Raw genomic sequence first — 14,186 nt, 5'->3', positions numbered from 1 at the left:
AAAAAGGGCGACATCGTGTCGCCCTTTGGCTACTTAGCGCCCCTCTTACGAAGCGTTTGCCGTTCCCGGCAGCGTTTCGGGAAGCTGCGGCGCAAAGCCACGCAGCCCCACCACGTGCACGTGCTCGTGGTTATTCACGACTTTACGCACAAGTTTATAGGTGGTGCCTTTTTCCGGACTGATATTTTCCGGCGCCGCGATAATTAACTGCATTTCCAGACGATCGCAGAGCTCGAACAGCGTCGCAATAGAGCGGGCATCCAGACGCGCCGCTTCATCAAGGAACAGCAGACGACACGGCGAAATGTCCTTACCGCGAAGACGCATGGATTCATCTTCCCAGCTCTGTACCACCATTACCAGAATCGACATCCCGGTACCGATAGCCTCACCGGTCGATAGCGCACCGGATTCCGCGCGCAGCCAGCCGTCGGAACCACGGTTAACTTCCACTTCCATCTCCAGATAGTTGCGGTAGTCCAGCAGCTCTTCACCGATGGTCTGCGGCGTACGCTGCCCCATATCAATTTGTGGATTCAGGCGCTGATACAGCTTTGCCAGCGCTTCCGAGAAGGTCAGACGATTGCTGTTGAACAGATCCTGATGCTGTTCATGCTGTTCAGACAGCACGTCCAGCAGCATCGAGTGGGTTTCCCGCACGTTGACGTTTAGACGCACGCTGTTAACCTGGCCGAAGGAGACGCTCTGCAGCCCCTGGTTGAGCATGCGAATACGGTTTTGCTCGCGCTGGATAGTCTTGCGGATAATATTGGCCACGCTGCGGGAGCTGATGGCCAGCTTCTGCTCGCGGTTGGTCAGCTCTTCCGTCAGACGGCTAAGTTCGATCTCCATCTGCTCAATCGCTTCCACCGGATCGTCGGTGCGAATGATATCCTGGCGAATACGCTCGCGCAGATGCTGATAAACGGCGACAAAGAACTGGATTTTACGCTCCGGGCGTTTCGGATCTTCAGAAATACGCAGCACATCGCGCAGATGTTCGTTATCCGAGACCGCCAGACGAAGCGCGCCAAGCGCCTTATCCGACATTGAGCGCAGCTCATCTGCAGACAGGTAAGCCAGCTCGCGACGATGCAGGCGACGCTCCACGCCGTTGTCTTTTACCAGGCGCATGACCGCGCACCAGCCCGCTTTGGCGCTGACCACCTGTTCGCGCATTTCGCAGTAATCGCGCTCCAGCTTGCGGAGCCTGCGGGTCAGGTTATCCATTTCCGCTTCGCAGAAGGTCAATGCTTTTTCGAGCTGATTGCGGCGCGCACGGTTATTGCTGAGCTGAGCGTGGAGCTCATCGCGGCGCAGGCGGGCGCGCTCTTCGGCTCCGGCATCGGCGTGTACGCCAATATCCTTAAGCTCTTTATGCAGGTCGTTGAGCAGCTCTTTTTTGGTGTCATACGAGCTTTTCAGCGATGCCAGCACCTGATGGTACTGATTAAGCTGCGCGGCGTGGGTACGCAGCGCGTCGCGGGTACGGGCGCGTTCCGCTTCCGCCTGCTCCAGGCGATGGCGCAGTTTCTCATTCAGATCGCTATTACCGCTAAGCATCTCTGCGGAATCAGAGTAGCTAAAGTGGGCGCGGCGCTGCACCACTTCGGTCAGCGCAAACGCCTGCTGACGCGCGTCGCGCTGGGTCTGCTGCGAATATGCGTAATCTTCTTTCAGCTGTTCAAACTGCTCCGGGTCGCTTTGAAGAACGGAAACGATCGGCTCCAGCTTTGCCAGTTGATTCCCATGCTGCTGCACGAAGCGAGCGGCTTCCTGAGCTTCGTCAAGGCGTTCCTGGATCTCATCCACGCGATCGGCCAGCGAGTCATCGGCCAGCAGATTCAGACGCGGCAGCAGGCGATTGAGTGCGGATACGCCCTCTTTAGCCTGCTCATACTGCGCCCGGTTCTGCTGGTTATCGCTCTCATGGGCGGTTAGCGCCCGCTCCAGTTCGCCGCGACGCGTATTCAGTTTGCGGATTTCTTCTTCCGGGTCGTCCTCAAAGGCCACCGCCAGATGGTTACCGATAAAGCGGCTGAAGGCCTGGTGGAGGCGCTGAGTTTTCTGAACATCAAACGACAGCGTCGCAAAGCGCTCGGACAAACTTTCGCGCTCGGCGTGCAGCGTTTCAACGCGGCTTTCGCGGGCGGCACGACCAAACAGCGGCAGCGTTGGGAAACGTGAATAGCGCCACTGGCGATCGGCAATCTTGACAACCACCGCCTTTTCCAGCTCATCGACGCTGAATACGCTGTCATCAAACGACTGCGGATCGCCTTCGATCAGGTAGAGATCTTCAGGGCAATCTTCGAGACCTTCCAGCTGATCGGCAATCAGCGACAGATCCGGTACCACAATGGCGTGGCGGGAAGGACCGTAGAGCGCAGAATAATACGGCGCATCATCGAGACTCACGTCATCGTAGATTTCCGACAACAGTACGCCGCCAAAACGTTCCGCCAGCGCGTTCAGGCGCTGATCTTCCGCACCGCCCGGCTGGCTAAGACGCTCAATTTCATCATCGATAGCGCGCTTGCGGGCGCCGACTTCATCGCGCTCTACGATAGCTTCGCGTTCACGCTCCAGCAGCTGCTGGAGATATTCGGTGACTTCCTGGCTGGACTCAAACTGCTCGCCGCTCTGCTCGCACAGCTGGTTAAGGCTGTTCTGCGCCGCCAGCCAGATGGGCGCGCGACGCATCAGCGTTTGCGTCCGCGACTGCAGCTGTTCCAGCTCCTGGCGTAGGGTCATCCGCCGTTCGCTGGCGGAGGAGACGCTGTCGGAAAGCGACGCGATGCGGGCTTCCAGTTCCTGGTGCAGGGCTTCCAGCTCGTCGATATCGTAGCGTTTGCCCTGCCGCTTACAGAACTCATTGAGCTGGCGTTCGGCCTCCTGCTGTTCACGCAGGCGCTGTTCGAGCTCGGTCAGGCGGCTGCGGAGTCCGTGAGCCTGTTCAGCCTGATGGCGTTGATTAACGCCCTCGCGCAGCAGTTCGCGCGCCACGTTCCAGGCTTCATTACGCGCCAGCGGGCCGTTGATCTCAGCCACCAACTGGTATGCCTGCTCAAACTGGCTGTGCGCAGTTTGCGCCACGCTCATTTTCTGTTCCAGCGACAGCATTTTTTCCGTCGCTTCCTGCTCTTTCGCCTGGAACGTTTCCAGCCACTCGTCGGCGCTTTCCGGCGTTAAATCCGGCAGATGGCAGAGGGCTTTTGCCCGCTCCAGTGCCTGCAGCGCCTGGGTGTACTGAATCGCGCGAGTCTGCTGCACATCCAGCGCCTGCTGATAGTCGGCAAGCTGGTTTTTCAGCTCATCCACTTCCAGCTCGGCGGCTTCGGCGCGGGCTTCGTTCTCTTCCTGTAGGTCAACCGCTTCCGCGACGACTTCATTTTGCTCTTCGAGGCGAATCTGCAGTTCATCAAGATCCGCTTCATAGCGCTCGATTTTTTCCTGCTGGCGCAGCGCGGTCTGTACCAGGTTCAGGTGGTCGCTGGCAGCCTGGTAATCGGCTTCCAGATCGCCTTCCGCGCCGTTATGTTCCTGCAGTTCGCGGGCCATATCGACGTGCTTATACTGTTCCGCCGCGAGCTGAGCGCGGGAGGTGAACAGATCCCGGCGATATTCCAGCGCCTTGTCGAGATGAATGCGTCGTTCATTGGCGTGACGCATATAGTCGGCGGCAACGTAGTTGGTGGCTTCGCTGATCAGATGCTTGAAGAGATCGCGGTCCGACTGCGTCACGCGGATGGCTTCCAGCGTCATGCGGTTTTCACGCAGCGCCGCTTCCATATCCTGGAAGGCCTTACGCACGCCGCTGTTTTCCGGCAACAGGTAGTCGCGCAGCGAGCGGGTGATGGTGCTCGAAATACCGCCGTACAGCGAGGCTTCGATCAGGCGATAGTATTTGCTACGGTCCGAAGCCGAACGCAGGCGACGGGCCACCACGCCGAGGTCGAACATCAGCGAGTGATATTCGGTAATAGAGTTAAACTGCTTGAACTGCACCCCTTCCATCGCTTCAAGCTTATCTTTCAGCTCGTTGAGCGTCACCACGCGCGCCTGGCGCTCGTTAAGGGTTTCGGTCAGCAGCTGGGTTGGCTGGATGGAGGTTGGCAGGCCCTGGATCGCAAACGGCTTGATATCGACTTTACGATCGCGACCGGCCACCTGCTGTAGGCGAACGCCGACCACCACGCGCTGGTGGCGGGAGTTGATCACGTCCAGCACCGAGTAGCAGACGCCAGCGCGCAGCTTACCGTGCAGGCCTTTATCGCGCGAGCCGCTGGTGGCACCTGCTTCCGTGGTGTTACGGAAGTGCAGCAGCGTCAGGTCTGGGATCAGTGCGGTGACAAAGGCGGCCATGGTCGTGGATTTACCGGCCCCGTTACCACCGGAAAGCGTGGTCACTAATTCATCAAGATCAAAAGTCCGGGCAAAAAAACCGTTCCAGTTAACCAGCGTTAGCGAGCGAAATTTACCGCGTTCAATCATTACTCTTCCTCCCCGCTATCCGGCTGATTCTCTTCATTCTCATCATTGAGCTGCAGGCGATTTTCCAGCGCCATCGCTTCACCGTCGCGGATCATACGCAGTTGGGCTTCGCGCGGATCGTCACCGGCGCGCACGTCGGCACCAAAGCGAAACACCGATTCGGTAATGCGGAATTTGCTGCTGTCGTGGCCCATAAACCACACCATGCCAAGGCGGCGCAGGCGGTTGAGCGAAGCGCGCATTTTTTCCTGCAACTTCTGGCGGTCAAGGTCGGAGCCGGTCGAACGGTTATTGACCAGCTTCAGCAGCTTGGCTTCGTCCGCCAGAGTCAGCAGCTCGTCGTAAAGCTCTTGCTGGGTGAAGATGCCTTCATTCGCCAGGCGCTCCGGGCTGAGGTAGAGATAGCAGAGAATTTTACCCACCATCATATCCAGCTCGGAGAGCACCGAGCGCGGGATCAGCGTGGTCGACCGCGGACGCAGATAGAAAAATCCTTCCGGGGCGCGAATCAGCTCGACGTTGTAGCGAGCATAAAATTCTTCCAGGTAATCCTGAAAATCCATTAAAAATGCGTGATTATCCAGCTCGTCGAGGCCGATATGGCGGCCCGCGCGCAGGGCGCTATCCAGCGCCGGAAATAACGGATTAGCCAACGCTTGCGCCAGTTTAACCGGCATCACTTGTTCAATATTTGTCGATGACATGCGCCTGTACCTTGGCTCCGTAATCATTAATCGGCTGCCATTTTGCCGGCAGTCCGGTGAAATCTGCTTGCGCTACGCCCAAACGTACCGCCTGGTCGACCACAATGCGCGCGACATCAAAGTGGCGTGCGCGCGGATATTGCGACAGATATTCGCGAACGACCAGGCCAAGATCCAGCGGTAGTCCCTTCTCTTTATAGACCACCAGCTGTCCTTCAATCAGCGCCGCCAGCTGTTCGCGAATTTCATTAAACTCTTCGTACTCCAAATCCGCCGGAAGTTCCCCGGTAACCTCTTCATCATGCAGCGCCATCTCTTCATCGCGCATATCAAGCAGACGATCGGCATTCGCATGGGTGAGCGCCCATGGAGCGTCGAAGTAGGTTTGCACCGACTGACGCAGACGCTGCGCGAAGACGCGGTTTTTATCCATATCGATGGCGGTGCGGATAAATTTATGCACGTGGCGATCGTAGCCGATCCACAGGTCAATCGCCTGCTGGCCCCAGCTGACGATGCGGTCCAGCTTGCTTTGCAGATCGAACACCAGACGATCGATAAAATTCAGATCGTCGCGCGCTATGGTCGAGTCCTGGATACGCAGCAGGTTTGCCTGCAGCTTATCGCCCGCCGCGTCCAGGGTATCCTGCAGTTCGCGCAGGGTACCGGACGTTTCCGACAACAACAGCTCACAGCTGGAGATCGCCGCCCGCCAGTCCTTGTTCAGCAGTTGAGCAATATCATCTTTCACCATCTGCTGCTGCTCATCCATGATCCGCTGAGTCAGGTCGATGCTGTCAAAAATTTCCGCTACCGAGTACTTCAGCGGGGCGAAAACGTTGCGATGCCAGTGGAATTCATCGCCGCCCTCTTCTGCCGAATCGGCGGCGCGCTTGAGTTCGCCGGCAACGATGGAGAGCTGCATCGACAGGCGCAGGGTGGAGAACTCGCGCTGGCGAATATAGTAGTCGGTGATCCCGATGCCCAGCGGCGTCAGGCGATAAATAGCATTACCCTCGGTGATTTCGCTGGTAAAGCGGTTCAGCAGACGCTGGCGCACCATATCGTTTATGGCATTATTGGCGCGCTGGCTGATGGTTTCGCTGGTCTGCTCAAACGCATCACTCACGTGGCGGAACGCGTCCACCAGTTCTCCCTCGGTCATTTCCCCTTCCATCCGCTCGCCGTTTAGCGTGGCGATCGCCAGCAGAAAAGAGAGTCTGTCGACCGGTAGCGAAATAGAAAAATCATTTTTCCTGGCCCAGGCAACCAGTTCGGGGACTGTCTGGGAAAATTCACTCATAGTTTATCCTTGCATCTGCGGCTTAAGCGCGGTGACGTGAATATAACGGCCTAAGCTAATATACGGCTCCTGGCGACAGTAGCGCGTTTCCAGCTCCAGCAGCGCCGCAAATTTGTCGTGCTGTTGGTGTTTTTCACGCAGATAATCATGAAACACCCGTACGCCTGTCTTACCGGTAATCTGCCAGCCAATCTCTTCCAGCCAGCCGTAAACCTGCTGCGGATCGCGCGGATAGTCCGGCGACAGCGTGCGTTTTTTCTTTTTCGGCATGCCGATTTGCACATAGTCGAGATTTCCGGCGACCATATTGTGCATCAACAGACCGTTAGCATTGTAGAACATCAGCGACAACGCGCCGCCGGGACGTAGCATCGCCCACAGCGTACGCAACATCGCCTGAGGTTCGGCTACCCATTCCAGCACCGCATGAAACAGTATCAGATCGACCGGACTTTCCAAATGCTGCTCAATATCCTGAGCCGCGCATTGTACAAAATGCATGTTGTCGATCACACCTTTATCGGCAGCCGCTTGCCTGGCGCGAGCCACCATTTCACCGGAAAGATCGCATAACGTGACGTGATGGCCCATTTCCGCCACTTTGATCGCCGTCTGCCCTTCGCCGCCGCCCGCGTCAAGAACTCGCAATGGCCCTGGTCCCAGTTGCTTCAGCAGCGGTTGCAGATCCTGCCAGAGGATCGCCTGCCGCAGCTGGCCTTTGGTGGTGCCATATATATTGCGCGAAAACTTTTCAGCAATATCATCGAAATTACGATCCTGCACGGGTGACTCCACACGCCAACACAAAGCCGCTATTTTGTCATACCCGCGCGGAGAATGAAGCGATCTGTTGTAAGATCCGGGTATATCTTTGGTTAGATGGTTAAAAAAGGAACCGTACGGCATGCTTTTTACGCTGAAAAAGGTTTTAGGCGGTATGCTGCTGCCGCTTCCCCTGCTGCTGTTGCTGATTGCACTCGGGATTGCGCTTCTGTGGTTTAGCCGTTTCCAGCGCACCGGCAAGCTCTGCGTCAGCCTCGGCTGGCTACTGTTACTGCTGTTGAGCCTGCAACCCGTAGCCGATAGCCTGCTAAAGCCGATTGAAGATAAATACCCGACGTGGAGAGATGAAAAGCGTGTGCAGTATGTCGTCGTGCTTGGCGGCGGCTACACCTGGAACTCGAGCTGGGCCCCCAGCTCAAATCTCATCAACAACAGTCTGCCACGGCTGACGGAAGGAATCCGCCTGTGGTATGAAAACCCGGGCTCGAAACTCATTTTTACCGGCGCCGCGGCAAAAACGAATCCGGTCAGCACGGCGGAAGCCGGGGCCAGAGTTGCCGAGAGCCTGGGGATACCGCGCAGCGAAATCATCGTTCTGGATAAACCCAAAGATACCGAAGAAGAAGCCGCCGTGGTGAAGGAGGCGATAGGCGATGCGCCGTTCCTGCTGGTTACCTCCGCTTCGCATCTGCCACGGGCGATGATTTTCTTTCGCCGCGCCGGGCTAACCCCCCTGCCCGCACCGGCTAACCAGCTGGCGATTGAGTCACCGCTCAACCCATGGGAACGGGCAATCCCTTCGCCCGTTTGGCTCATGCATAGCGATCGGGTGGGTTACGAAGCGTTAGGCCGTATCTGGCAATGGCTGAAAGGATCCTCAGGCGATCCAGGGCAGGATTGATTTTGCCGCCAGATCAAACCGGGTGCGGTCAAAGCGCCCGGTATTCACCAGATTATCCACTTCGTCCCACAGCAGATACAGCCAGCGCCGCCAGAGAAACGCTTCCGCCACCGGCGCCCGCCGGAGATAGTGCCACAGCAGCTCCTCTTCCTGACCGCTATCGGCCAGACGGAATAGCTCATATTCCCGCGGCGCCCAGAGCATCATGCCCGGCCCTACCATCGCCAGCAGCTGATCGCTGCGCGGATCTTTAAGCATGCTGCGCAGCGTGAAGCTACCGTGTACCAGCACGCAGTTATCATTGAAATCTTTAAACAAATCCATAAGGCATTCGCGGGTGCGGAACAGAATGCGTTTATCCTGCATCGTCAGGCCGGTATCCTGATAAAGATTCAGCGTGCTCCATAGCACCTCCACACGCTGGCGATACCAGTACGGCCAGAGGTTTTCCTGAGTACTATCGACCATCCCGACGCAGCCGCCGCTGTCCTGGCGGTGCCAGGCCAGCAGCGCTTCAACGATCTGCTCCTGCAGCTGCTCCCAGCGCTCTGGCGTACGTGCGGGGGCTTCAACCGAGACGCCGCGCAGCCGTTCGATCAGCAGAACATCGGGGCCGGGATGCTCTTCATGCGTCATTACGCCGTAGACAACCGGCATACGCACGGTGCCGCTTCGCGCGAGGGTCGATATTTTCCACGCCAGCTGCCGCGCTATCCCCGGCGTCGTAAAGCTGCGCGCCAGCAGCGGCATTGGGTTTCCCTGTGCATCATATAGCGACCACAGCGCCGACGAGGGTTTCTCGCTGACGCACTCCACGCGGCTTAGTTTTTCACCCAGCAGGTGGCTCAGCTCGGTACGCAACTGTTCCATTTCTGATTACCCCTATGAAAACTACCGGTTTCATAATGAGCGCCTGCGCAGGGGTTGTCATCGGGTGAGATCAAAATTGACGTAAAAAAGTATGGAATAACGGCCTGGGGATATCCCCTCCTCGCGGAGGGGATGGGGGGATTAACGCAGCTCCGCGCGAACGCGCTCCAGATCTTCCGGTGTATCGACACCTGTACCGGGAACCACTTTCGCCACCGCGACATGGATTTTTTCGCCGTACCACAGCACGCGCAGCTGCTCGAGCATCTCTATTTGCTCCAGCGGGCTCGGCGTCCAGCTCACATAGCGGCGGATAAATCCGGCGCGATAGCCATAAATACCGATATGACGCAGCAGCGAATCACCGATAGTCTCGCGGGATTTGGCGAAACGGTCGCGATCCCACGGAATGGTGGCGCGTGAGAAGTAGAGCGCATAGCCCTCAGCATCCATCACAACCTTCACCGCATTCGGATTAAACGCTTCTTCCGCATCGTGGATTGGCACCGCTAAGGTCGCCATACCGCTCGTACTTGCCGCCAGATTTTCGGCTACCTGACGCACGATAGCTGGCGGGATCATCGGCTCGTCGCCCTGAATGTTAACGATGATGGTATCATCGCTGAAGGCGCATTTTTCGACCACCTCGGCAAGGCGTTCGGTACCGGACTGATGATCTTCACGCGTCATGCAGACTTCGCCACCGGCGGCTTCCACCGCGCGTGCCACGTCTGGATGGTCGGTAGCAACGATAATCCGCTCGGCCCCGGATTCGCGAGCGCGTTCCAGAACATGGACAATCATCGGCTTGCCGTTGATATCCTGGAGCGGTTTCCCTGGCAGGCGGGTAGAAGCAAAGCGCGCGGGGATGATAACCACGAAACTCATGACTGGCTCTCTTCTACAGGAAGCGGGCGGGCTTCGGTTTCCAGCAGTACGGGAATGCCTTCACGCAGCGGAAAAGCCAGGCGATCAAGTTTGCAGATCAGTTCTTGCTTATCCTGGCTGTAATACAGCTTACCGTTACAAACCGGACAGGCGATAATTTCAAGTAAACGGTGATCCATGATTCCTCCAGATGGACCGAATAGATTCTTCAGCAGCATACCACACGTGGGCTCAGGCGGCGTCAATTTCCCAACCCTGTTGCAGGCCGGCAAAAAGCGCCGGAGGTAGTCGTCCGCAGGACACTCGCGTGGCGTCCTGCCAGAGGGCAAAATCATCGATTGCACGTTTAAGCCCTTTCTCCAGCCCGGACGTCACCTTTACCCCCTCCTCCAGCCACAGGGCGATAATTTCCAGAACGCCGGTTTTGCGGTGCATTTTGCTATCCATTCTGCCAACCAGTCTTCCCTGGTGCAGCAGCGGTAATACGAAATAGCCATACTGCCGTTTCGGCGCGGGGGTATAGCACTCCAGCCGATAGGTAAAGCTAAACAGCTGTTCAGCTCGTTTGCGATCCCATACAACCGGATCGAAAGGCGAAAGCACGGCGCTGTGACTTGCGGCGAGCCTACCGGCGGGAGAGGACTCCAGCAGCGTCAGGGCATCACGGTGGAGCCACATTTCGCCCAGCGTCTCAACGTTAACCGGCACCACCAGCTCCTCGTCCTGCCAACTCGCCAGCAGCAGCGGTAGCGAGGGCTGACGCAGACGATAATAATCCGCCAGCCACTGCGCACGAAAAATCCCCAGGCTACGAGCGCTATTGCGTAACATAATGGCTTCGGCCTGCTCCTGAGATAGCCCGTCTCGCGCATCGTCCCAGTTAGGCATGACCCGATTCGTCAAATCGTAAACGCGCTGAAAATTACGCCGCTCGATAACCATCACTTCACCGGCGGTGAATAAGCCTTCGAGATGGCGCTTATGCGGCTTCCACTCCCACCATCCGCTGGCGCCTTTGCGAGGATGCTCGAAGTCGGCCGAGCGAACCGGGCCATTTTCGGCAATATAGGCCAGCAACTCCTGAATGCCCTCGGCGTGCTCGGTCATCCATGCCTGGTGATATTTCCAGCCCATTTTATCGGGCGTCAGCATGCGGTGACGCACCAGCGAAAAGTCGCTGCGCGGTAAAAAGCAGGCTTCGTGCGCCCAATACTCCATCAGCTCACCGGCGCGGAGCGCCTCGTCCAGCCAGCGCTGCGGATAGTGGCCGAGGCGGCTGAACAGCACCAGATAAGGACTGCGCGCAACAACGTTGATGGTATCGATTTGCAGCAGGGACATCTGCTTAATGGTCTGCAGAATATCCCCGGGCTTTGCGCGGCGACGGGGCTTTTTTAGCAGCCCCTGTGCGGCAAGGTGGAGATGGCGGGCTTCTTTGAGCGAGAGGGACAATACCGGCATGCAGCTTCTCCGTTAAGGGTTCCGGCGCAAGCGGTGATGGTCAAAATCAGCGTTGCGCCAGCGTAATTAAATCAGTGAGCAACCGCTGCGCGCGTTCATCAGTCATTATCGCGTCGACCGGGAGATACCACCAGTTTGCCTGAGCAAACTCGCGGCACTTCACCGCATCTTTTTCGGTCATCAGCAGGTTTTGCTGCAGCGTCGCCAGAGCGGCAACTGCGCTCGGCGCCAATGCCTGATGATCGGCTAAGGCGACAGTTTTTACCGGCCTGACGCCGCAGCTTTCAAGAGTGGCGAAGAAGCGCGGCGGGTGGCCGATTCCGGCCATCGCCACCACGTTGCCCAATGCCGCCGCATCCCGGCGTTCACCGGTCAGCAGATTTACCGCCTGCCCGGGGCGAAGCTGCATCGGGATCTCTCCCTGACGGGCGAGACCGCCGTTAACGATAACCGCATCCACGCTGCGTAACCGCGAAGCGCGCTCTCGCATGGGGCCGGCAGGCAGCCACCAGCCATTGCCAAAACGGCGCACGCCGTCAATCACCACAATTTCTTTGTCGCGTGCCAGCTTATAGTGCTGTAGGCCATCATCAGTGACGATAAGCTGAAGATCGTGAGCGGCGAGCAGGGCCTGTACCGCATCGCTGCGTACCGGCGAGACGGCAACCGGCGCGCCGGTACGCTGGTAAATCAGTACCGGCTCATCCCCCGCTTCCCCGGTGCGGGTATTCGGATTAAGCAGCAGCGGATAGCTCGCCGCTTTACCGCCGTAGCCGCGAGAAACGACGCCAACGCGAATACCGTGCAGCTGGAGCTGTTCCACCAGCCAGACGACAACCGGCGTTTTACCATTGCCGCCTGCGGTCAGGTTACCCACCACCACGACCGGCACCGGCGCTCGCCAGGCTTTTCGCCAGCCCAGTTTATAGCTAAGCCGTATCAACCCGCTCACCAGGCCATAGAGCCAGGAGAGCGGAAGCAGCAGCCGCCATAATGGCGACTCGCCGGACCAGATGCGAGCAATCATGCGCCGAACTGCATCTTATGCAGCTGAGCGTAGACGCCCTTGTGCTCAAGCAGATCGGTATGACTACCGCGTTCAACGATCTGGCCATCTTCCACCACCACGATCTCATCAGCCTGCTCAATCGTCGACAGACGGTGGGCAATAACCAGCGAGGTGCGGTTTTTCTGCAGTTCGTCCAGCGCGGCCTGAATCGCGCGTTCGGATTCGGTATCCAGCGCCGATGTGGCTTCGTCGAGGATCAGGATCGGGCTGTTACGCAGCAGGGCGCGAGCGATTGCGATACGCTGACGCTGGCCGCCGGAAAGCATCACGCCGTTTTCACCGATAATCGTATCCAGGCCATTGTCCATTTTGTTGATAAAGTCCATGGCATAAGCCATACGAGCGGCTTCTTCTATCTGCTCGCGGCTGTACTCTTCGGTACGCGCATAGGCGATGTTATTCGCTACGGTATCGTTAAAGAGATGAACATTTTGCGACACCAGCGCAACCTGATCGCGCAGGGAGCTCAGGGTGTATTCACGCAGGTCGTGGCCGTCCAGCAAGATCTGCCCATCATCGACATCGTAGAAACGCGTAATCAGGCTGGCGATGGTCGATTTACCCGAACCCGAGCGCCCTACCAGCGCCACGGTTTTCCCTTCAGGAATATTCAGGTCAATATTGCGCAGCGCGGCGACTTCACGTCCCGGGTATCTGAAGGTGACGTTTTTAAATTCGAGGTTGCCCTTCGCACGTTCGATAATCCGCGTGCCTTCATCTTTCTCCTGCTCGGAGTCAAGGATAGCGAAAAGCGTCTGACAAGCGGCCATCCCGCGCTGGAACTGCGCGTTGACGTTAGTCAGCGACTTCAGCGGGCGCATCAGCGCGATCATCGAGGAGAAAACAACGGTGATAGTCCCGGCCGTCAGCGTCTCCATCACGCTCGGGAAGCTGGCAGCATAGAGCACGAAAGCCAAGGCCAGAGAGGCGATCAGCTGAATAATCGGGTCAGAAATTGACGACGCGGAGACCATTTTCATCCCCTGCAGGCGCATTTTATTGCTGACTTTATCAAAACGTTTGGTTTCGACGGCCTGACCGCCAAACATCAGCACTTCTTTATGCCCTTTCAGCATCTGCTCTGCGCTAGTCGTCACCTGGCCCATGGTGTTCTGCATATTTTTGCTGATATTACGAAAACGCTTCGATACCACGCGAATAGCAATAGACACAATCGGCGCCAGCACGATCAGAATGACCGACAGTTGCCAGCTGTAGTAGAACATCATGACGAACAGACCAATAATCGATGCGCCTTCACGCACAACGGTAATCAGCGCGCTGGAGGAAGAAGACGCGACCTGCTCAGAATCATAGGTAATACGCGATAAAAGCGTTCCGGTGGACTGTTTGTCAAAAAAGGCAACCGGCATCCCCATCATATGGCTGAATAAACGACGGCGCATCGTCATCACGACTTTGCCGGATACCCAGGAAATACAGTAGCTTGAAACGTAGCTGGTAATGCCGCGCAGAATCATTAACCCGATCACCACCAACGGCATCCATATCAGCACGGAGCGATCCGTTTTACCAAAACCATCATCCAATAACGGTTTAAGAAGCGATAGCATGAAGGTATCACTAGCCGCGTTAAGCACTAACGCTACCGCTGCAACGATTAGCCCGGGTTTAAACGGCGCTATAATCGGCCAGAGTCGGCGGAAGGTCTGCCACGTGGAAAGATCTTTATCGTTCTGCATTCAATAAACC

Annotated in this window: 11 protein-coding genes; 1 reads left to right on the top strand and 10 read right to left on the bottom strand. The window is 57.3% G+C overall.

The annotated features are described in order from the left end of the window. Window positions 1–45 precede the first annotated feature (45 nt). Genes mukB through cmoM form a run of 4 tightly spaced genes read right to left on the bottom strand, consistent with a single transcriptional unit; the run spans window position 46 to window position 7,284 of the window. Window positions 46–4,494 carry a chromosome partition protein MukB gene (mukB, locus tag KCG39_RS00670; RefSeq protein ID WP_142467765.1) on the bottom strand — a complete coding sequence of 1,483 codons (4,449 nt, stop codon included), beginning with the start codon at window positions 4,492–4,494 and terminating at the stop codon, window positions 46–48. Then, window positions 4,494–5,198: a chromosome partition protein MukE gene (gene mukE, locus KCG39_RS00665; protein ID WP_004100725.1), complete on the bottom strand. Its 705-nt coding sequence runs from the start codon at window positions 5,196–5,198 to the stop codon at window positions 4,494–4,496. The genes mukB and mukE overlap by 1 nt, the downstream gene beginning before the upstream one ends. Next, complete coding sequence (gene mukF / locus KCG39_RS00660; protein WP_004130959.1) at window positions 5,179–6,501, bottom strand: chromosome partition protein MukF; 1,323 nt, start codon at window positions 6,499–6,501, stop codon at window positions 5,179–5,181. The genes mukE and mukF overlap by 20 nt, the downstream gene beginning before the upstream one ends. A gap of 3 nt (window positions 6,502–6,504) precedes the next feature. Beyond that, window positions 6,505–7,284: a tRNA uridine 5-oxyacetic acid(34) methyltransferase CmoM gene (gene cmoM, locus KCG39_RS00655; RefSeq protein WP_004130957.1), complete on the bottom strand. Its 780-nt coding sequence runs from the start codon at window positions 7,282–7,284 to the stop codon at window positions 6,505–6,507. A 121-nt stretch (window positions 7,285–7,405) separates the two neighbouring features. On the opposite strand from cmoM, the gene elyC reads away from it, so the two are divergent. Further along, window positions 7,406–8,185, top strand: coding sequence for an envelope biogenesis factor ElyC (gene elyC, locus KCG39_RS00650; RefSeq protein ID WP_142467766.1), 780 nt, complete (start codon window positions 7,406–7,408; stop codon window positions 8,183–8,185). Here elyC and KCG39_RS00645 read toward each other — a convergent pair. From KCG39_RS00645 to msbA, 6 genes are all read right to left on the bottom strand, one after another. Next, on the bottom strand, window positions 8,162–9,055 hold the full coding sequence (locus tag KCG39_RS00645; RefSeq protein ID WP_004130954.1) for a YcbJ family phosphotransferase: 894 nt from the start codon (window positions 9,053–9,055) through the stop codon (window positions 8,162–8,164). The two genes, elyC and KCG39_RS00645, sit on opposite strands and share 24 nt — an antisense overlap. Before the next feature lie 141 nt (window positions 9,056–9,196). Beyond that, window positions 9,197–9,943, bottom strand: coding sequence for a 3-deoxy-manno-octulosonate cytidylyltransferase (gene kdsB / locus KCG39_RS00640; protein WP_004130953.1), 747 nt, complete (start codon window positions 9,941–9,943; stop codon window positions 9,197–9,199). Then, window positions 9,940–10,122: a protein YcaR gene (gene ycaR / locus KCG39_RS00635; RefSeq protein WP_004130952.1), complete on the bottom strand. Its 183-nt coding sequence runs from the start codon at window positions 10,120–10,122 to the stop codon at window positions 9,940–9,942. The genes kdsB and ycaR overlap by 4 nt, the downstream gene beginning before the upstream one ends. A gap of 52 nt (window positions 10,123–10,174) precedes the next feature. After that, a complete protein-coding gene (locus KCG39_RS00630; protein ID WP_004130951.1) occupies window positions 10,175–11,404 on the bottom strand; it encodes a winged helix-turn-helix domain-containing protein in 1,230 nt (409 codons plus the stop codon). Window positions 11,405–11,450: 46 nt separating this feature from the next. Then, entirely contained in the window at window positions 11,451–12,431 is a 981-nt protein-coding gene (gene lpxK, locus KCG39_RS00625; protein WP_004130950.1) for a tetraacyldisaccharide 4'-kinase, read from the bottom strand. Continuing rightward, window positions 12,428–14,176: a lipid A ABC transporter ATP-binding protein/permease MsbA gene (gene msbA, locus KCG39_RS00620; protein ID WP_004130949.1), complete on the bottom strand. Its 1,749-nt coding sequence runs from the start codon at window positions 14,174–14,176 to the stop codon at window positions 12,428–12,430. The genes lpxK and msbA overlap by 4 nt, the downstream gene beginning before the upstream one ends. Window positions 14,177–14,186: the final 10 nt, after the last annotated feature.

The sequence above is a fragment of the Klebsiella pasteurii genome, assembly GCF_018139045.1.
GTDB lineage: Bacteria > Pseudomonadota > Gammaproteobacteria > Enterobacterales > Enterobacteriaceae > Klebsiella > Klebsiella grimontii.
The sequence above is the reverse complement of the archived record's forward strand: the minus strand, read 5'-3'. Positions and strand labels throughout refer to the sequence as shown.

Bases quoted from the DNA above. Each gene is read 5' to 3' on its own strand.
- mukB (WP_142467765.1), bottom strand. From the start codon at position 4,494: ATGATTGAACGCGGTAAATTTCGCTCGCTAACGCTGGTTAACTGGAAC.
- mukE (WP_004100725.1), bottom strand. From the start codon at position 5,198: ATGTCATCGACAAATATTGAACAAGTGATGCCGGTTAAACTGGCGCAA.
- mukF (WP_004130959.1), bottom strand. From the start codon at position 6,501: ATGAGTGAATTTTCCCAGACAGTCCCCGAACTGGTTGCCTGGGCCAGG.
- elyC (WP_142467766.1), top strand. From the start codon at position 7,406: ATGCTTTTTACGCTGAAAAAGGTTTTAGGCGGTATGCTGCTGCCGCTT.
- KCG39_RS00645 (WP_004130954.1), bottom strand. From the start codon at position 9,055: ATGGAACAGTTGCGTACCGAGCTGAGCCACCTGCTGGGTGAAAAACTA.
- kdsB (WP_004130953.1), bottom strand. From the start codon at position 9,943: ATGAGTTTCGTGGTTATCATCCCCGCGCGCTTTGCTTCTACCCGCCTG.
- ycaR (WP_004130952.1), bottom strand. From the start codon at position 10,122: ATGGATCACCGTTTACTTGAAATTATCGCCTGTCCGGTTTGTAACGGT.
- KCG39_RS00630 (WP_004130951.1), bottom strand. From the start codon at position 11,404: ATGCCGGTATTGTCCCTCTCGCTCAAAGAAGCCCGCCATCTCCACCTT.
- lpxK (WP_004130950.1), bottom strand. From the start codon at position 12,431: ATGATTGCTCGCATCTGGTCCGGCGAGTCGCCATTATGGCGGCTGCTG.
- msbA (WP_004130949.1), bottom strand. From the start codon at position 14,176: ATGCAGAACGATAAAGATCTTTCCACGTGGCAGACCTTCCGCCGACTC.